19 protein-coding genes and 1 tRNA gene are annotated in these 17144 nt (G+C 68.8%); 15 read left to right on the top strand and 5 right to left on the bottom strand.

The annotated features are described in order from the left end of the window. Positions 1-6: 6 nt before the first annotated feature. From rseP to LV780_RS09585, 13 genes are all read left to right on the top strand, one after another. Entirely contained in the window at positions 7-1341 is a 1335-nt protein-coding gene (gene rseP, locus LV780_RS09645) for an RIP metalloprotease RseP (protein ID WP_108220419.1), read from the top strand. A gap of 168 nt (positions 1342-1509) precedes the next feature. After that, complete coding sequence (locus LV780_RS09640) at positions 1510-1647, top strand: hypothetical protein (protein ID WP_101340784.1); 138 nt, start codon at positions 1510-1512, stop codon at positions 1645-1647. Between the two features lie 93 nt (positions 1648-1740). Then, positions 1741-4137: an outer membrane protein assembly factor BamA gene (gene bamA / locus LV780_RS09635; protein ID WP_108220420.1), complete on the top strand. Its 2397-nt coding sequence runs from the start codon at positions 1741-1743 to the stop codon at positions 4135-4137. Further along, on the top strand, positions 4137-4784 hold the full coding sequence (locus LV780_RS09630) for an OmpH family outer membrane protein (protein ID WP_108220421.1): 648 nt from the start codon (positions 4137-4139) through the stop codon (positions 4782-4784). The genes bamA and LV780_RS09630 overlap by 1 nt, the downstream gene beginning before the upstream one ends. A gap of 85 nt (positions 4785-4869) precedes the next feature. Next, positions 4870-5337: a 3-hydroxyacyl-ACP dehydratase FabZ gene (gene fabZ / locus LV780_RS09625; RefSeq protein ID WP_108220422.1), complete on the top strand. Its 468-nt coding sequence runs from the start codon at positions 4870-4872 to the stop codon at positions 5335-5337. 3 nt (positions 5338-5340) lie between these two features. Beyond that, on the top strand, positions 5341-6123 hold the full coding sequence (lpxA, locus tag LV780_RS09620) for an acyl-ACP--UDP-N-acetylglucosamine O-acyltransferase (protein ID WP_011909104.1): 783 nt from the start codon (positions 5341-5343) through the stop codon (positions 6121-6123). Continuing rightward, complete coding sequence (locus tag LV780_RS09615; protein WP_108220423.1) at positions 6120-6941, top strand: LpxI family protein; 822 nt, start codon at positions 6120-6122, stop codon at positions 6939-6941. Before lpxA ends, LV780_RS09615 begins: the two co-directional genes overlap by 4 nt. Beyond that, entirely contained in the window at positions 6938-8101 is a 1164-nt protein-coding gene (gene lpxB / locus LV780_RS09610) for a lipid-A-disaccharide synthase (RefSeq protein ID WP_101341850.1), read from the top strand. The genes LV780_RS09615 and lpxB overlap by 4 nt, the downstream gene beginning before the upstream one ends. 57 nt (positions 8102-8158) lie before the next feature. Continuing rightward, positions 8159-9970, top strand: a complete 1812-nt coding sequence (locus tag LV780_RS09605) for an ABC-F family ATP-binding cassette domain-containing protein (RefSeq protein WP_108220424.1) — start codon at positions 8159-8161, stop codon at positions 9968-9970. A gap of 215 nt (positions 9971-10185) precedes the next feature. After that, positions 10186-10779 carry an outer membrane protein gene (locus LV780_RS09600; protein ID WP_011909100.1) on the top strand — a complete coding sequence of 198 codons (594 nt, stop codon included), beginning with the start codon at positions 10186-10188 and terminating at the stop codon, positions 10777-10779. Positions 10780-10911: 132 nt separating this feature from the next. Further along, entirely contained in the window at positions 10912-11361 is a 450-nt protein-coding gene (locus tag LV780_RS09595; RefSeq protein WP_044248206.1) for an Lrp/AsnC family transcriptional regulator, read from the top strand. Next, positions 11361-11966, top strand: coding sequence for a LysE family translocator (locus LV780_RS09590; protein ID WP_108220453.1), 606 nt, complete (start codon positions 11361-11363; stop codon positions 11964-11966). The genes LV780_RS09595 and LV780_RS09590 overlap by 1 nt, the downstream gene beginning before the upstream one ends. Before the next feature lie 303 nt (positions 11967-12269). After that, a tRNA-Ser gene (locus LV780_RS09585) sits at positions 12270-12359 on the top strand. Between the two features lie 121 nt (positions 12360-12480). Here LV780_RS09585 and LV780_RS09580 read toward each other — a convergent pair. Both LV780_RS09580 and LV780_RS09575 read right to left on the bottom strand, forming a co-directional pair. Further along, on the bottom strand, positions 12481-12705 hold the full coding sequence (locus LV780_RS09580) for a hypothetical protein (protein WP_101340810.1): 225 nt from the start codon (positions 12703-12705) through the stop codon (positions 12481-12483). Then, positions 12702-12935: a hypothetical protein gene (locus tag LV780_RS09575; RefSeq protein ID WP_108222702.1), complete on the bottom strand. Its 234-nt coding sequence runs from the start codon at positions 12933-12935 to the stop codon at positions 12702-12704. Before LV780_RS09575 ends, LV780_RS09580 begins: the two co-directional genes overlap by 4 nt. An 88-nt stretch (positions 12936-13023) precedes the next feature. Between LV780_RS09575 and LV780_RS09570 the strand changes: the two genes are divergently transcribed. After that, on the top strand, positions 13024-13254 hold the full coding sequence (locus tag LV780_RS09570) for a helix-turn-helix domain-containing protein (RefSeq protein WP_205025767.1): 231 nt from the start codon (positions 13024-13026) through the stop codon (positions 13252-13254). Continuing rightward, positions 13251-13439: a hypothetical protein gene (locus LV780_RS09565; RefSeq protein WP_146172351.1), complete on the top strand. Its 189-nt coding sequence runs from the start codon at positions 13251-13253 to the stop codon at positions 13437-13439. Before LV780_RS09570 ends, LV780_RS09565 begins: the two co-directional genes overlap by 4 nt. Positions 13440-13797: 358 nt before the next feature. Here the strand turns inward: LV780_RS09565 and LV780_RS09560 are convergent, their stop codons facing one another. From LV780_RS09560 to LV780_RS09550, 3 genes are read right to left on the bottom strand one after another with little or no spacing between them, the layout of a single operon-like run. Then, positions 13798-14160 (bottom strand): phage tail assembly chaperone, encoded by a 363-nt coding sequence (locus tag LV780_RS09560; RefSeq protein ID WP_233863775.1) that lies wholly within the window; start codon positions 14158-14160, stop codon positions 13798-13800. Further along, a complete protein-coding gene (locus LV780_RS09555; protein ID WP_101340806.1) occupies positions 14139-14792 on the bottom strand; it encodes a hypothetical protein in 654 nt (217 codons plus the stop codon). The genes LV780_RS09560 and LV780_RS09555 overlap by 22 nt, the downstream gene beginning before the upstream one ends. Beyond that, the gene (locus LV780_RS09550; RefSeq protein WP_233863774.1) at positions 14792-17134 is read right to left on the bottom strand and encodes a phage tail tape measure protein; all 2343 of its coding nucleotides are present in this window, start codon (positions 17132-17134) and stop codon (positions 14792-14794) included. The genes LV780_RS09555 and LV780_RS09550 overlap by 1 nt, the downstream gene beginning before the upstream one ends. Positions 17135-17144 lie beyond the last annotated feature (10 nt).

Below are 17144 nucleotides of genomic sequence, written 5' to 3'. Positions count from 1 at the left end.
CAGCTCTTGGATATTGTCGGTCTCGTTCCCCAGTTCGGCGGGGCAGTCTGGACGATCATTGCCTTCATCGTCGCTCTTTCCATCGTCGTGGCCGTCCACGAATACGGGCATTACATCGTCGGCCGCTGGACGGGGATCCATGCCGAGGTCTTCTCGCTTGGCATGGGGCCCGTCATCGCCTCGCGCGTGGACCGGCGCGGAACGCGCTGGCAGCTCGCGGCGCTGCCGTTCGGGGGCTATGTCCGCTTCCTGGGCGATGCCGACGCCGCCTCGAGCCGGGCGAGCCTCACGGTTCACCAGCTGAACGAGCAGGAGCGGGGGCGGACCATGCACGGCGCTCCGCTCTGGGCGAGGTCGGCCACGGTCGCCGCGGGCCCGCTGTTCAACTTCGCGCTCTCGATCCTCGTCTTCTGCGGCTTCTTCATGGTCAAGGGCGTGGCGACCGAACTGCCCGTGGTCGGACAGATGAAGGAGCTTCCCTCGGCGGGGCAAGAGCTTGAGCCGGGCGACCGGATCCTGTCGGTCAACGGGCAGGAGACGGCAACGCTGGCCGATTTCGTGCGGGTCGCGAACGAGCTGCCGCCCGCGCCGACCGCCGACTACCGGATCGAGCGTGCGGGCGCTGAACTGGCCCTGACGACGGCCTATCCGTTCCCGCCGGTGGTCGATTCCGTCCAGGCGCCCTCGGGGGCCCATGACGCGGGCATTGAGGCGGGGGATGTCATCCTCTCCGTGAACGGCGCCGAGATCGCCTCGTTCCGCGAGTTGCGCGAGGCCGTGGGCGACACGAACGGCGCGCCGGTGACGCTGACCGTCTGGCGGGCGGGCGAGACGTTCGAGGCCACGCTCAGCCCGCGGCGCATGGACATTCCGCTCGCGAGCGGAGGTTTCGAGACCCGCTGGCTGATCGGCCTGTCGGGCGGGCTGCTCTTCGAGCCCGAGACCCGCACGCCCGGCCCGATCGAGGCGATGGGTCTTGGCATCCAGCAGACCTACACGGTCATCACCACCAGCCTGTCAGGTCTCTGGCACATGGTCACGGGGGCGATCTCGTCGTGCAACCTGCAGGGCCCGATCGGGATCGCCGAGATCTCGGGCGCGGCGGCCTCTCAGGGTCCGGGCAACTTCATCTGGTTCATCGCCATGCTCTCGACGGCGGTGGGGCTCATGAACCTCTTTCCGGTGCCGATCCTCGACGGCGGGCATCTGGTGTTCCACGCCTACGAGGCCGTGGCCGGCAAGCCGCCCAGCGACCGGGCGCTGCGCATCCTGATGACGGGGGGGCTGGCCATGCTGCTTTCACTCATGGTCTTCGCGGTGACGAACGACCTGTTCTGCTGACATCCTCTCAAGCAACCAGCCGGGGCCGCCTTCCAGTCGAGGGCGGCCCCTTGCCTGTCCCGCTGCGTTCGGCGCGAAGTGCCGCGGGCGCCCGCGGCGGGCGGGGCCGCAATGAGGCCACAATCCTCTGGCAGGTCCGCGGCAGGCGCATTGCTTGCGGAGCGGCAGATGAAAAGCGTGATCGACGGCACCCGTGGCCTTCTCCTCCTCGTCAACCTGAACCGGGACCTCCTGCTGTCCCTCGGCTCGGTCGCCCTTGCGCTGGCGGCGGCCGCGCTGCTGTCGCCGGCTCCGCAGCCCTGGTGAGGTCGTGCGGCATCACATGCCCACCGGATCGCTTGCAGGGCGCCTGCGCTTTTGACAAAACCTGCCATGTCCAGTAGTCAGGACGGAAAGAAAATGACCGAGGGCAGGCGAATGGCGAGGAACCGTACGACGAGCGGACGGGCAGGGCAGGACCGTGGGGTGATCAGGCCGGCCGCGGTGTCGGTGTTCCTCGGGGTGGCAGGCGTCGCGGCAGGGCTGACCCTGCCTGCGCTGGCGCAGAGCTACTCGTTCAGCGACGTGCGGATCGAGGGCAACCAGCGGGTCGATGCCACGACCGTTCTGGGCTTTGCGCGGATCAACCGCGGGCAGGCGGTTTCGGGCGGCCAGCTGAACGAGGCCTACCAGCGGCTCGCCGACTCCGGTCTCTTCGAGACGGTCGAGATCGTGCCGCAGGGCGGGACCCTGGTGATCCGGGTGCAGGAATATCCGACGATCAACGTCATCAACTTCGAAGGCAATGCGCGGATCAAGGACGAGAACCTCGCCACCCTGATCCAGTCCCAGTCGCGCCGCGCCTACAACCCCTCGCAGGCCGAGGCCGATGCCGCCGCCATCACCGAGGCCTATCGGGTGCAGGGCCGCATCGCCGCGACCGTCACGCCCAAGATCATCCGCCGCTCGGGCAACCGGGTCGATCTGGTGTTCGACATCGCCGAGGGCAAGGTCGTCGAGATCGAGCGGCTGTCCTTCGTCGGCAACCGCGCCTATTCCGACCGCCGCCTGCGCCAGGTGCTGGAAACCAAGCAGGCGGGCCTGCTGCGCAGCGTCATCGCCTCGGATACCTTCATCGCCGAGCGGATCGAGCTCGACAAGCAGCTCCTGCGCGACTTCTACCTGTCGCGCGGCTTCATCGACTTCGAGGTGCTCGACGCCACGGCCGAGGTGACGCGCGAGCGTGACGCCTTCTTCCTCACCTTCACCGTGCAGGAGGGGCAGAGCTACAGCTTCGGGCAGGTGACCGCCTCGTCCGAGGTCGAGGGTGTGGATGCGGCCGATTTCAGCAATGCGCTGCGCATCCGCCGCGGCGTGACCTACTCGCCCTCGGTCGTCGAGAACAACATCGCCCGGCTGGAGTCGCTTGCGCTGCAGAAAGGGCTGAACTTCATCCGGGTGGAGCCGCGCATCACCCGGAACGAGCGCAACCAGACGCTGGACGTGAACTTCGCCCTCGTGCGCGGCGAGCGCATCTTCGTCGAGCGGATCGACATCGAGGGCAACACCACGACGCTCGATCAGGTGGTGCGGCGCCAGTTCCGCACCGTCGAGGGCGACCCCTTCAACCCGCGTGAAGTGCGCCAGTCGGCCGAGCGGATCCGCGCCCTGGGCTATTTCGCCAATGCCGATGTGAACACCCAGCCCGGCTCGAGCCCGGATCAGGTTGTGGTGAATGTCGATGTCGAAGAGCAGCCCACCGGCTCGCTCTCCTTCGGCGTGAGCTACGGTGTCAGCTCGGGCGCGGGCTTCTCGATCGGCTTCTCCGAGCAGAACTTCCTCGGCCGCGGCCAGATCCTCGGGCTCGACATCTCGACCGGGACCGACAACATCAACACGCAGATCAACTTCGTCGAGCCTGCGTTCCTTGGCCGCGACCTGCGCTTCCGGTTCAACACCTACTATCGGGAAACCGACAACCAGTATTCGCGCTATGACACGCGCCGGATCGGCATTTCGCCCTCGATCGAGTTCCCGATCAGCGAGAACGGGCGGCTCGAGATGCGCTACACTTTGTCCCAGGACAAGATCCAGAACGTGGATCGGGGTCTGGACGACGACGGCGACACGGACGCCTCGTCGATCATCCTGCGGAAGGAGGAAGATCGCGGTGCGTTGATCGCCTCGTCGCTGGGTTACACCTATTCGTGGGATTCGAACCGGGGCGGCATGAACCCGACCGGGCGGAATCTCTTGCGCTTCAGCCAGGATTTCGCGGGTGTCGGCGGGGATGTGGAGTATGTCTCCACCACCGCGCTCGCGCTGACCGAGCGCAAGGTCTGGAACGAGGAACTCACCGTTCGCGCCGTCGTCGAGGGCGGGGTGCTGAACATGATCGGCGACGATTCCTCGCGCGTGACCGACCGCTTCTTCGGCAATGGCAAGATCCGCGGGTTCGAGCCGAACGGCATCGGTCCGCGCGACCTGAATGTCGGCAACGAGGACGCGCTCGGCGGCAACTACTTCGCGGTTGCCCGGCTCGAGGCCGAGTTCCCGCTGGGCCTGCCCGAGGAATACGGCTTCATGGGCGGCGTCTTCATGGACGCAGGATCGGTCTGGAGCCTGGATGACGTGAACGGCGGCGAGAACGGCGACGATCCGGTGGACGACGACTTCCACCTCCGGTCCTCTGTCGGTGTCTCGGTCTTCTGGACCACGCCCATCGGGCCGCTGCGGTTCAACTTTGCCAAGGCGATCGAGAAGCAGGACTACGACAAGGAGCAGTTCTTCGACCTGACGATCTCGACCCGGTTCTGATGCGTCGGCTTCCGGTCGTGGCCCTGGCCTGTGCGCTGGCCCTGCCGGGGGCAGCCCGTGCGCAGTCCGACGCTGCCCCGGTTCCGGCCGGGGTCGCGGTCATCGACCAGAGCCGGCTCATCACCGACACGTCGCTCGGGCGCGCGCTCGAGCAGCGGTTCCAGGCGGCCTCGCGCGCCCTGATCGCCGAGAACCGCGAGATCGAGGCCGCGCTCGAGGCCGAGGAACGCGCGCTCACGGCGCAGCGCGGCAGCCTCGAGCCCGACGAGTTCCGGCGTCTGGCGGCCGACTTCGACACCAGGGTCGAGGGCATCCGGGACGCTCAGGAAGCCAAGTCGCGCGGTCTGACGCGGCAGCGCGACGAAGAGCGGCAGCGCATCGTCGAGCAGGCCCTGCCGATCCTCGCCCGCCTGATGCAGGAGCGGGGGGCGATGGTGCTCATCGACCGCGGCTCTGTCGTCCTCTCGCGCGATGCGGCCGACATCACCGACGAGGCGATCGAACGGCTGGATGCCCGGACGCCCGCAGATGCGGCGCCTGCGGAGGGCGAGGCGTCCCCGTCTTCCGGGGCCGCGCCGCCGCAGGGGGCCGATGGCCCGCCGGCGCCCGCGGGCGAGGCGCCCCTGCCGCCACCCGCCTCACCATGACCCTGCGGCTTGCCGCCGTGCCGCTGCCTTGCTAGCAAGGCTCGGGAGGCCAGGCCGCTCCACCCTCCGCCAAGGAACCCATGCGATGACCGAAGCCGCCGAAGCGACGCTCTCCGCCGATATCCAGTTGATCCAGCGGATCATCCCGCACCGTTACCCGTTTCTTCTGGTGGATCGGGTGCGCGACATCGTCCCGAACCAGAGCGCCGTGGGCATCAAGTGCGTGACCATGAACGAGCCGCAGTTCACCGGGCACTTCCCCGGCTTGCCGATCTTTCCGGGCGTGCAGATCATCGAGGCGATGGCGCAGACCGCCGCCGTGCTGGTGGGCGTGTCGCTCGACCTCGCCGACAAGGGGGCCAAGGTCTATTTCATGGGCATCGACGGCGCGAAGTTCCGCCGCAAGGTGGTGCCGGGCGACGTGCTCGAGATGGCCGTGACGGTGAAGCGCGGCGGCGGCAAGGTCTGGAAGTTCGAGGGGCGCGCCTCGGTCGATGGGGAACTGGCCGCCGAGGCCGAGTTCGCCGCCATGCTGGACATACCGAAAGGATAAGAGATGGCCGAGATCCATCCCTCCGCCATCGTCGAACCGGGCGCCGTGATCGGTGAAGGATGCCGGATCGGTCCCTTCGCCCTGATCGGGCCGGAGGTGACGCTCGGCCCGGGTGTCGTGGTCAAGAGCCACGCCGTGGTGACGGGGTGGACCGAGGTCGGGGCCGAAACGGTGATCTTCCCCTTTGCCGTGGTGGGTGAGGTTCCTCAGGACCTGAAGTACAGGGGCGAGCGCACGCGGCTGGTCGTGGGCGCGCGCTGCCGCATCCGCGAGGGCGCGACGCTCAACTGCGGCACAGAGGGCGGCGGCGGCGTGACGCGGGTCGGCGACGACTGCCTGCTGATGACCGGCGCCCATGTGGGCCATGATGCGACGCTCGGCCACCGGGTGATCCTCGCCAATCAGGCCGCCATCGCCGGCCATTGCTGGATCGGCGACGATGTGATCGTGGGCGGGCTCTCGGGGGTGCACCAGTGGGTGCGCGTGGGCCGCGGCGCGATCATCGGCGCGGTGACGATGGTGACGAACGACGTGCTGCCGCACGGGCTCGTGCAGGCACCGCGGGGGGAACTCGACGGGCTGAACCTCGTGGGGCTCAAGCGCCGCGGCGTGAGCCGGGCCGAGATCACCGCGCTGCGGGCGGCCTATCAGATGCTGGCGCAGGGCGAGGGCACCTTCCTGGACCGGGCCCGCCGTCTGGCCGATGAGACCGACAGCCCGCATGTGCGCGAGATGACCGACTTCATCCTGGCGGCCACCGACCGCTCGTTCCTGACGCCGCAATGACGGTGGCCTCGACCGCGATCATCGCCGGGACGGGGGCCCTGCCGCGCCATCTGGCTTGGGCCCTGCGCGCGGCGGGCGAGGTGCCGCTGGTGGCCGCGCTCGAGGGGTTTGCCCCCGAGGGGCTCGAAGCCGACATCACCTTCCGGGTCGAACGGCTCGTGCCTTTCCTGCGCGAACTGGAGACGGCGGGGGTGTCGCGGCTGGTCTTTGCCGGGGCGGTCCGCCGTCCGCGGCTCGATCCGTCGCTGTTCGATCCGCTGACCGCGCAGATGGTGCCCCGGCTGATCGGCGCCATGCAGGCGGGCGATGATGCCACGCTGCGCGCCGTGATCGCGATCTTTGAGGAAGAGGGCTTCGCGGTCGTTGGGGTCTCCGATATTGCGCCCGATCTGGTGCCCGAGGCGGCCACGCTCTGCGGGGCCCCGCGCGAGGGCGACGTGCGCGACGTGGGGCGCGCCGCGGCGATCGTCGAGGCGATCGGGCGGGTGGATGTGGGGCAGGGCGCGGTGGTGGCGCAGGGCCTCTGCCTTGCGGTCGAGGCGCTGCCCGGCACCGATGCCATGCTCGACTGGGTGGCGGCCACGGCGGGGCGGCCCGATCCCGCGGGCGCGCGGGGCGTGCTCTACAAGGCGCCGAAGCCGGGGCAGGATCGCCGGATCGACCTGCCGACGCTGGGGCCGGCCACCGTGGCGCGCGCGGCCGCGGCGGGCCTGGCCGGCATCGCCTGGGAGGCGGGCGGCGTGATCCTGCTCGACCGCGAGGCGACGGTGCGCGCGGCCGAAGAGGCGGGCCTCTTCCTCTGGGCGAGGGAGCCATGAAGTTCTTCCTGATCGCCGGCGAGCCGTCCGGCGACCGCCTGGGCGGCGCCCTGATGGCGGGGCTCTCGGACCTTGCACCGGGGACGGAGTTCGCCGGGGTAGGCGGGCCCGCAATGCAGGCGGAAGGGCTCGTGAGCCTCTTCCCGATGGAGGAGCTTTCGGTGATGGGTCTGGCCGAGATCCTGCCGAAATACCTCCACCTGCGCCGCCGGGTGCGGGAGGCGGCCGAGGCCTGTCTGGCCTCGGGGGCCGAGGCGCTGGTGACGATCGACAGCCCCGACTTCGGCCTCCGCGTGGCGGCTCTCGTGAAGCGGGCGAGGCCCTCGGTGCGCACGATCCATTATGTCGCCCCCTCGGTCTGGGCCTGGCGGCCGGGGCGGGCGGCGCGAATGGCGCGCCATGTCGATCATGTGCTGGCGCTGCTGCCGTTCGAGCCGCCCTACATGACCGCCGCCGGCATGACCTGCGACTTCGTGGGCCATCCGGTCGTGGCCGAGCCGCGCGCCTCCGAGGCCGAGGTTCAGGCGCTGCGCGAGCGGGTGGCGACGGGGCCGGTGATCCTCGTGCTGCCGGGCTCGCGCCGGTCCGAGGTGACGCGGCTTGCGCCCGTGTTCGGCGACGTGCTCGCGCGGCTGCGCCACCGGCATCCGGGCCTCACCGTGCTGGTGCCGACGGTGCCGCATGTGGCCGATCTGGTGCGCGAGCAGGTGGCGGGCTGGCCGGTTCATCCGCTGGTGATCGAGGATGCCGAGCGCAAGCGGGCGGCCTTCGCGGCGGCCGACGTGGCGCTCGCCGCCTCGGGCACCGTCTCGCTCGAGCTGGCGGCGAACGGTACTCCGATGGTGATCGCCTATGACATGAACCCGCTCTCGATGTGGCTCATCTCGCGGATGGCCCGGATCGACACGGTGACGCTGGTCAACCTCGTGTCGGACAGCCGCGTGGTGCCGGAGTTCCTGGGCCCGCGCTGCCGCGCCGAGCGGATCGCCCCCGCCCTTCTCGCGCTGCTCGAGGACGCGTCCCAGAGGTCGGCCCAGCAGGCGGCAATGCAGCTCACGATGGAGAGGCTGGGGCAGGGCGACGAGGCGCCGGGCCTGCGGGCCGCCCGGTCAGTCCTGTCGGTGCTGGCGGGCGGCGGCGCGCCGCAGGAGACGCGCTGACCGATCCGTGCCCGCGGACACGTTGACGCGGGCCACGGCCCCCTGTAGCGGACGGTCATGGCACGCGCACCCCTCCTTCAGCTCTCCGGCATTTCCCTCACCTTCGGCGGCGAGCCGGTCTTCGACGGTCTCGACCTTGTGGTCCAGCAACAGGACCGGGTGGCCCTCGTCGGCCGCAACGGCTCGGGCAAGTCCACGCTCCTCAAGGTCATGGCGGGGCTGGTCGAGCCTGACCGCGGCGACCGGGTGGTGCCGGCCGGCACATCGGTCGGCTACATGGAGCAGGATCCCGACCTGTCGGCCTTCGCCACGCTGGGCGACTATGCGGCCTCGGGATTGGCGCAGGGCGAGGAATACCGCGTCGAGATGGTGGCAGAGGGGTTGAAGTTCCGCCCCGACACGCCGGTTGCGACCGCCTCGGGCGGCGAGCGGCGCCGGGCGGCTCTGGCCAAGCTCATGGCCGAGGCGCCGGATCTTATGCTGCTCGACGAGCCGACGAACCACCTCGACATCCAGGCGATCCAGTGGCTCGAGGCGCAGCTGTCCGAGACGCGGGCGGGCTTCGTGCTGATCAGCCACGACCGCGCCTTCCTGCGCGCGCTCTCCCGCGCGACGCTCTGGATCGACCGTGGGCAGGTGCGGCGGCGCGAGTCGGGGTTCGAGGGGTTCGAGGAGTGGCGCGAGCAGGTCTGGGCCGAGGAGGACGACCAGCGCCACAAGCTCGACCGCCGGATCAAGGCCGAGGCGCGGTGGGCGGTCGAGGGGATCTCGGCGCGGCGCAAGCGCAACCAGGGCCGGCTGCGCGCGCTGGCGGCGATGCGCGAGGAGCGCCGGTCGCAGATTCGCCGGCAGGGCACGGCGGCGCTCGAACTTGAGTCCGGGCCGACCTCGGGAAAGCGCGTGATCGAGGCAAAGGGCCTCACGAAACTTTTCGACGGGCAACCGATCGTGAAGGATTTCTCGCTGCGCGTGCTGCGCGGCGACCGTGTGGCCTTCGTCGGACCGAACGGCGTGGGCAAGACCACGCTGCTGAAACTGCTGACCGGCGAGATGGAGCCGGACGCCGGCACGGTCACGCTGGGCACGAATCTGCAGGTGGCGATCTTCGACCAGACGCGGTCCCAGCTCGATCCCGAAGCCTCGCTCTGGGACAGCCTGACCTCTGATCCGGCGATGCGCGTCTCGGGGCAGCAGGATCAGGTGATGGTGCGGGGCCAGCCGCGGCATGTGGTGGGCTACCTCAAGGATTTCCTCTTTGACGAGCGTCAGGTGCGGGCGCCGGTGCGGTCGCTGTCGGGCGGCGAGAAGGCCCGGCTCTTGCTGGCGCGGATCATGGCGCGCGAGTCGAACCTGCTGATCCTCGACGAGCCGACGAACGATCTCGACGTCGAGACGCTGGATCTTCTGCAAGACATTCTCGGGGATTACGACGGAACGGTTCTGCTGGTGAGCCACGATCGCGACTTCATCGACCGGGTGGCCACCACCACCGTGGCGCTGGAGGGGCAGGGGCGGGCCACGGTCTATGCCGGTGGCTGGAGCGACCATCTGGCCCAGCGGGGCACCCCCGAGGCCGCCGCCCCCGAGCCCGCGCGCGACGCGCCGAAGGCCCAGCCGCGGCCCGAGGCGAAGAAACCGGCGGAAGGCCTGACCTTCACCGAGCGCAAGCGCCTCGAGGCCCTGCCCGGCATCATCGAGCGGCTCGAGGCCGAGATCGCTAAGCTCTCGGAGTTCCTGGCGGCCGAGGATCTCTTCACCCGCGAGCCCGTCAAGTTCCGCAAGGCCACCGAAGCCATGGCCGAGCGTCAGGCCCTTCTGGCGCAGGCGGAAGAGGAGTGGCTGACGCTGGAAGACAAGGCCGGCGCCTGATTGCCGATGATTCTCTCCTCTTGAGCGGGAATTGGCGCAAGACCACTCGCCCGCTTCACCACAGCGTGAGTGGCTCTGGCGCGGACCGTGCGCGATACATACGACATGGGGCACGGGAAGCGCCGCCACATCCGGCGGTGCGAGACCGTCAACGACAGATCCGGCGTGACCGCAACGCAGCAGCGCGGAAGCCGGAAGCTTGATTGGAGACAGAGATGAAACGCATTGCAGCGCTCGCGCTCGGTGGCCTTCTTGCCGCTCCTGCCTTCGCGGGCGGCCCGATCACCGTGGCACCGGAGCCGATTGTCGAGCCGATGCCTGCCCCCGTCGTGGTCGCTCCGGTCACCGACTGGAGCGGTTTCTACGTCGGCGGCCAGCTCGGCTACGGTGACGTTGGTACGGAGATCAGCGGCCTGGACGGCAACGGCGCCATCGGCGGCGTGCACGCCGGCTACCGCTACGATTTTGGCCGTGCCGTGGTCGGTGCGGAAATCGCCTATGACATGACCAACATCGACATTGGCGACAGTGCAGAGCTCGATAACGTGGCGACGCTGAAGCTGATGGCGGGCGGCAAGATCGGGCGGGGTCTGCTCTACGCGACCGCCGGCGGAACCTGGGCCGACGTGACGTCGGACGCGGGCGACCCGGACGACGGCTACGTTTACGGCATCGGCTACGACTACATGCTGAACGACCGCTGGTCGGTGGGCGCCGAACTGCTGCGCCACGAGTGGGACACGTTCGACGATGCGGGCACCGACGCGGACGCGACCACGCTTCAGGCGAAGGTCGGCTTCCGGTTCTGATCCGAAAGCACCAGATCGAGGGAAGGGGCGCGGAGAGATCCGCGCCCCTTTTCCGTTGGTGATCCCGGTGGACGGGTGGTGAAACCTGTGTTACAGGCAACATTATCGTTCGAGGTGTGATATGCAGGTATTCTGGCTGTGATAGACGACATTGACCGGGAAATTGCCGGGCTTCTGGCCGAGGACGCTCGCCGGTCCCTGACCGAAGTGGCCGGCCAGGTCGGCTTGTCCACCTCGGCCGTCAATGAGCGTGTGAGGCGGCTTGTGGCGCAGGGCGTCATCCGGCGCTTCACGCTGGATGTCGCACCCGAGGCTCTGGGCCTGCCGGTTCTTGCGTTGATCTGGGCGGACGTGCCCCACGCGCGCGAGGAGGCCTTTCGCGCTTTCGCAACGAGCCATCCCGGCATCACCGAATGTCATCATGTGACGGGTGCCTGGTCCTATCTGATCCACCTGCGTGCGGCGAACCTTGACGGGGTCGAGGCCTTTCTCGGGCAGATGAAGGGCGATGGGCTGATCGCCCGCTCCGAGACGATGCTCGCGCTGTCCACGCTTCGGACGGCGCCGCTGGTGCCGCGATGATGCTGTTCTTCAAGGCCACGCTCATGGGGCTTGCTGTGGCCGCGCCCCTCGGGCCCATCGGCGCCCTCTGCATCCAGCGGACGCTGTCACACGGGTTCCGGGCGGGCGTGGCTGGCGGGCTTGGCACGGCGCTGGCGGACGCCTCCTATGCAGCCGCCGCGGCCGCGGGATTTGCGACCTTCGCGGCCGTCCTCGACCGCATCGCCCTGCCGCTCGGCCTCGGGGGAGGGGCGTTTCTGATCTGGCTGGGCCTTCGCAGCCTGCGAGCCCGTCCCCAGCCGGGTGCGGCGCAGGCGGCGGCCGGCGGTCTCGGGGCCACGCTGGCCGCGACCTTCCTTCTCACGCTCGCCAATCCGGCAACGATCCTGACGTTTGCGGCCATCTTTGCGGCCCTCGGCCTCGCGCGCGAGGCGGATCCGGTCTCGGCGGCCCTCGTCGTGGCGGGCGTCTTCACCGGCTCGATGCTGTGGTGGATCTTGCTGGCGGGAATGGTTGCGGCCGCCCAGCGCCGTTTGCCACCCGCGTTCGGGCCGTGGGTGGCGCGCATCTCGGGGATTTTCATGCTGGGCTTCGGCCTCTGGACCATCGCGCGCGCGATGAGTTGACGCCCATTCGGTATCCAGCGGTCAGTCCTTGGTGCGGTCACTGGCCGCTGTCAGATCGGCATTGTGCTGCCACAGGGTTCCCGGTAGTTCTTCGCCGCGCGCCGGGCAATGTGCTGTCCCGGCGGCTCTGGAAGAGTGGCAGAGTGGTCGATTGCAGCGGTCTTGAAAGCTGTTGTAGGTTCGCGCCGCCCGCAGTGCTGGACCGAAGAATAGGATTGTGGTTACACGGGGTTACGGTTAGGTCCGCGAGAGGCGGTTGTCGGCGCTGACAGAGCCGATACGCCAGCCGCTAGCGGCAGGTATGGAAGAGTGGCCGAGTGGTTTAAGGCACTGGTCTTGAAAACCAGCGAGCGGGCAACCGCTCCGTGGGTTCGAATCCCACCTCTTCCGCCAGTTTTGCCGGTTAACCAATTGTTTAAAAAGGGAAAGCTTTGCAGCCTTCCCCCTCTTCTTCCCCCTGCTGGTGCCGGATGCTGCTGGACTTTACCGGCTTATGCAGCACCGGGGGAACAGGTCAGGCCGCAGCCTTCTGCGCCGCATCAGCCTTCCGGCGGTTCTCCAGTTCCTCCAGATCTTCGAGCAGATCAGACAGCTCGCGTGCGGCAAGCTCCAGCGCGTCGGTCGGGAGGTAGCCGCCACGGAAGGCGATGTCAGGATCGACCGTCGAATCATGGGCAAGAATGTGCGCCTGGATGATCGAGAGGACGGCGCAGGCGCGGTAATAGGGGCGTTCGCTCATGAGCGGGCCTCCTTCGCGGCGGCGCGCGCGCCCCGCTCCAATGCGTCGATGTCGTTGGCGAGAGCATCGGCCTTCTGAACCAGAACCTCCAGAAGCGCATGGAGACCGTTTGCAGGGGCGCCGTTGCCGGATGGCACCTGGTCGTAGAGTTCGACGGCGGCCTGAGCCAAGGAGTAGAGCTTGACTGCGGCGGTCTGGCAGTCAGCGAGGGATCTGGTCTGAACGGTCATCGGGGACTCCCTTGATGATGTTTCGTAACGAGGTTACGATAAGCATGGGGCGGCACTGCCTGTCAACAGAAATCATAACAGGGTTACGATGACACCAGATCAGAGCAGAATGGCGCGGGCGGCGGTGCGACTCGGGGTGCGGGAACTGGCCGCCGCGGCGGGAGTGTCGCCGGATACGGTCGCCCGATTCGAGCGCGGCGAGGAACTAAGGGCTTCCACCGTCGAGGCAATCCGGGCAGCATTGGAGGCGGCCGGCGTCGAGTTCATCCCAGAGAACGGCGGCGGCCCTGGTGTGCGATTGAGGAAGCAGACGACATGACGGAAAAAGTTGAAGTTACAATGAATGAGCCTGTCGCGGTCACCGCGTATAACATGGCGCGGGACATCTGGCTTACGAGCAAAGATCACTCTCCGCGTTTGGATGACCAAGCCGAGTTCCTTATGCTCGTTGCCAACTGCTCTCAGGCCCTAAAGGGAATTAAGGCATACCTGCCGAAGACCTGATGATCTCGTCGCGGCGGGTGCCGAGATCGGCAGCGGTGGCGGGGACTGCGTTGCGGTCCTCAACGCAGTCGGGGCGCCCGCCACCTTTGGAAACCTCTCCCCGCTCCTGCGCGGCGTCGTATTCCTCGGCGAGACGCATCTCGGCGCGGGCGCGAATGGCGAGGCCCCGGCAAGCCAGCCGGGGCCTCTTGGTCCCCTGACGCGGGGTCCAGATGATCGCCTCCGGTCTTCACTCGTGGCGATCTGCACCGCGCCGACATTGGAGACATCCGGCCGTGCCATGACGGGGTTTACGCACTCACCGTCTGATCGGGATGCTTGCGAGGCGGCTGGCCCCAGGCGCATCCTGCCTTCGCTCTCAGCCGCCGAACAAGGCGTCGAGCAATTCGGGTGTGAGCGGCTGGCTCGACTTCACCGGAGCCGCCCGCCCACCGCGGTTTGCGTAGGCGTGATCGAGCCAAGCGTCGTCCATCGCGGCGATGATCTCGACGTGATGCGGCTCGAGCGGCACGCGCATCAGCCGGCACCACGCCTCCAGCTCGGTCCAGCCGATCGGGTTCGGCCCCGCGGCGTGCATCGTGCGGCACCGCGAGACCTGCCAGAACGCCCGCCAGAGCAACGCGCCGGCCTCAGGCACCGGAGGGTTGCCACCGGCCAGAGCGCCCGTCAGAACGGCGCACATCTGGCGCTTGAGGCGGTTCATCGCAGCGTCTGTTGCCATGCAAAGCTGATCCCTGATGTGTAAAGGCCGGCGGCGATGCCGGGGTTCACGCTGCCGGGAATGACCACCGCCTTGCAGTAGGGCTTGATCAGGGTCACGGCCGCGCCGATCGCGGCGCCAGGCCGGATCGCGGGCACCACCTCGAAGAAGTTGGTGATCCCGGAGCCGCTCGCGGTCCCTGCGGTCACGGCCTGGTGCAGCGCGCGGCGGGTCGGGTTGCTCCCGTAGGCGAAGCTCAGGAAGTCGCCCTCGCTGATGCGGTAGCCCACGGGAAGCCCCTCGAGCTTCATCTCCCGGTTGGCAGAGAGCGCGTTGATCGCGGGCGAGGCGCCGCCCAGGACGGCGCCGGTCGGATCGATCACGGGCGCGGGCTTCTGCGGAGGATAGACGAGGAGGCTCGCGCCACCGCCGCGGACGAGATGCAGCTTCGCCTTTACCGCCTCGGCCTCCGCATGCGTGAGGAAGGGAAGCGTGATGCGGCCGCGCCAGAGCCGTGGGCCGAGATCCGCGGTCAGCACCTCACCGGCCGCCGTCCGGCTGATTTCCACCACCTCCGGCAGGTCGAAGGTGCAGGTCTCGATCGTGAGGCCGGCGAAGAAGTCGGCGCGCGTGAGGGGAAAGGTGTAGGCCATCAGCGCCTCCTCGGGTTCTTGGCGATCTGGTCGAAGCGCACGGGCAACGCCCGGTCGAGCTGCGCAACGCCGGCCTGCGTGATGGCGATCGACTGCCCCTCGGCCTGTTTCAGGATGCGGGCCTCAAGCTCGGGCGAGAGCGTGACGAGCACCTCGGATCGGCCACCGCCGCTGGTGCTGCCCGTCGAGCCGCCCACGACGCCGCCGGACGCATAGCCACGCGCACCGCGCCGCATCGCCTCGACCACGGCCACGCCGCCGGCCTTCGCAACATCGGCCTGGCTCCAGACCACCTCGCCCTTGTGGACGACGCCAGCGGGTTCGTTCTTGCCGCCCGGCCCGGTGTAGCCGCCCCCCGAGAAGCCCATGCCGCCGAGGGCGCTGCCCACCGCGCTGCCGAGGCCCGCACTCCACAGCCCGTCGAAGGCGCTGCTGGCGACCATCTCGGCGAGCTTGGCGATCACCATGTTGAGCGCGTCGGAGAAGCTGTGCGCCCCCGTGATCAGCCCCGTGAAGGCGCCTTCCAGCGTGGCCTTCGATTGCGAGAGCGCATCCTCGAATGCCTCGTGCCGCTCGCGGGCGTTGTCGGCTGCCCGACCTGCATTCACATAGTCCTGTGCGAGCTGGTCGATCTCGGCCGCAAGCTGAGGCGTTATCTCCTTGCCGTCCTTCTGCGCAGCGACCAGAAGCTCGGCCCGCTTCGCGGCATAGTCCGCCACGTCGGCATAGCCCTGCATCGCAACCTCTGCCGCGTTCAGGGCTGCGGCCTCGGCCTCAAGCGCGGCCGTCGCCTCGCGGATCGAGATCACTTCGCCCGCATATTCCGATTTCGGCGCCGCTCCACCACCCCCGCCGGCACTGGCGCCCGCGTCGAGGAAGTCGCCCAGGCTATCCACGCCCGGCCGCTGCGGACGCGGGGAGGTGCGGGGGGCGTTCTTCGTCCCGGTCCAGGCGTCGCGGGCGTTCCCGGTGTTGCCGCCCCGCTCGTCGTCCGAGGTGGCCGGAGATCCGCCCGGCAGCGCGTCCCGGAGGTTCCGCGCCATGCCGATGGCCTTCGCGAGGGCGGTGACAAGCCCGCCGATGCCCGCGATCACGTTGGAGAACTGCGCTCGATCGACCTTATCAAGGGCGGACATGGCGGCATTCGCGCGGGTCGTGACGGACGTGAGGCCGGTCTCGAACTCTTCCGCGCTGATCGTGCCGTCGCGCATCCCCTCCACGAGCCGCCGCGTCTCGTCGGCCGTCGCCGCAAGCTCTGCCGAGGCGTCGCTGTAGCCCCATGCCTCAAGCGTGGCGGCGACCTGCCGCATCTCGGGAATGAGTGCCGCGGCCCGGTCGCCGAGCTGCTCATACGCCTGCCGGATGCGCGCGACCTGCTCTGCATGCGCGTCGAGCGCGTCCCGGTCTTCCTCCAGGGCATCGGCCACCCCGGCGCCGAGAAGCGCGTCGGCCTGCGCCCGGTCGGGAAAGATGTTGTCCAGCCGGCTCCGAAGGTCCGCGGCTTCGGCGGCCACGTCTGCCGCGCCGACGACAACGGCCTTGAAGAAGTTGCCGGCCGAGGTCGTCAGCTCCTGGAACTTCCGATCCAGCTCGGCCGCCTTCTGGATCATCTCCGCATCGAGCACGGCGCCCGCCTCATGCGCGCGGTTGATCGTCTTGCGAAGGCCCGCCTCGCCCTGACTGAGAAGCTCGACAAAGCGTTCGCCGCCCGTGCCGCCGAAGATCTCGTCGGCCACGCGGATCTGCGCCGCCCGGTCGAGGTCCTGCATCCGGCCGATGATCTCGAGCATCAGCTCGGACGGCTCCTTCAGCCCCTCGCGCAGCGCGGCCGCGTCATAGCCGAGCCGCTGGAAGGCCTCGGCCGCCGGCCCGGCGCCGGTCACGATGAACTCGTCGGCGCGCAGGTTCAGCTCCTTGAAGCCGTCCACGAGGCTGTCCACGCCGATACGGTTCTGCTCGGCCACGAACTTCCATTCCTGGAAGGCCTTGGCGGACAGGCCTGCGCGCTTGGCCTCGTCGCCGAGCTGCGCCACGCTGCGCACGGTGTCGGTGACGCTGGTCGAGATGCCGGCGAAGGCCGCGGTGATCATGCCGCCCGCGAGCCCACCGAGGAACGCCCGGCCGAAGGTGCCGATCTGCGCCGAGGTCGAGGCCAGCGCCTGGTTGATCCGGGACGTGCCGCGAACCATGTCCTGCTCCATGGCCTGCGTTGCCGAGCGCGAGTCCCGGCGCAACCGGCTGTAGGACCGCGTTCCGCGCTGCTCGGCCCGCTGCATGTTCTTCTCGAAGTCGCGGATGCGCGCCTCGAGGAGCACCACCAGCCGTTCCTGATCTCCTGACATTCAGCCCTCC

It is taken from the genome of Cereibacter azotoformans (genome assembly GCF_021391315.1).
Lineage (GTDB): Bacteria > Pseudomonadota > Alphaproteobacteria > Rhodobacterales > Rhodobacteraceae > Cereibacter_A > Cereibacter_A azotoformans.
Note: the sequence above shows the minus strand (reverse complement) of the source record. Positions and strands in the feature narration are given on the sequence as shown.

Excerpts from the sequence above, each read along its gene's own strand:
- LV780_RS09560 (WP_233863775.1), bottom strand. The coding sequence starts at position 14,160 with ATGGCAACAGACGCTGCGATGAACCGCCTCAAGCGCCAGATGTGCGCC.
- lpxA (WP_011909104.1), top strand. The coding sequence starts at position 5,341 with ATGGCCGAGATCCATCCCTCCGCCATCGTCGAACCGGGCGCCGTGATC.
- LV780_RS09605 (WP_108220424.1), top strand. The coding sequence starts at position 8,159 with ATGGCACGCGCACCCCTCCTTCAGCTCTCCGGCATTTCCCTCACCTTC.
- fabZ (WP_108220422.1), top strand. The coding sequence starts at position 4,870 with ATGACCGAAGCCGCCGAAGCGACGCTCTCCGCCGATATCCAGTTGATC.
- LV780_RS09600 (WP_011909100.1), top strand. The coding sequence starts at position 10,186 with ATGAAACGCATTGCAGCGCTCGCGCTCGGTGGCCTTCTTGCCGCTCCT.
- LV780_RS09630 (WP_108220421.1), top strand. The coding sequence starts at position 4,137 with ATGCGTCGGCTTCCGGTCGTGGCCCTGGCCTGTGCGCTGGCCCTGCCG.
- LV780_RS09640 (WP_101340784.1), top strand. The coding sequence starts at position 1,510 with ATGAAAAGCGTGATCGACGGCACCCGTGGCCTTCTCCTCCTCGTCAAC.
- bamA (WP_108220420.1), top strand. The coding sequence starts at position 1,741 with ATGACCGAGGGCAGGCGAATGGCGAGGAACCGTACGACGAGCGGACGG.
- LV780_RS09550 (WP_233863774.1), bottom strand. The coding sequence starts at position 17,134 with ATGTCAGGAGATCAGGAACGGCTGGTGGTGCTCCTCGAGGCGCGCATC.
- LV780_RS09565 (WP_146172351.1), top strand. The coding sequence starts at position 13,251 with ATGACGGAAAAAGTTGAAGTTACAATGAATGAGCCTGTCGCGGTCACC.
- lpxB (WP_101341850.1), top strand. The coding sequence starts at position 6,938 with ATGAAGTTCTTCCTGATCGCCGGCGAGCCGTCCGGCGACCGCCTGGGC.
- LV780_RS09580 (WP_101340810.1), bottom strand. The coding sequence starts at position 12,705 with ATGAGCGAACGCCCCTATTACCGCGCCTGCGCCGTCCTCTCGATCATC.
- LV780_RS09555 (WP_101340806.1), bottom strand. The coding sequence starts at position 14,792 with ATGGCCTACACCTTTCCCCTCACGCGCGCCGACTTCTTCGCCGGCCTC.
- LV780_RS09615 (WP_108220423.1), top strand. The coding sequence starts at position 6,120 with ATGACGGTGGCCTCGACCGCGATCATCGCCGGGACGGGGGCCCTGCCG.
- LV780_RS09575 (WP_108222702.1), bottom strand. The coding sequence starts at position 12,935 with ATGACCGTTCAGACCAGATCCCTCGCTGACTGCCAGACCGCCGCAGTC.
- LV780_RS09590 (WP_108220453.1), top strand. The coding sequence starts at position 11,361 with ATGCTGTTCTTCAAGGCCACGCTCATGGGGCTTGCTGTGGCCGCGCCC.
- LV780_RS09570 (WP_205025767.1), top strand. The coding sequence starts at position 13,024 with ATGACACCAGATCAGAGCAGAATGGCGCGGGCGGCGGTGCGACTCGGG.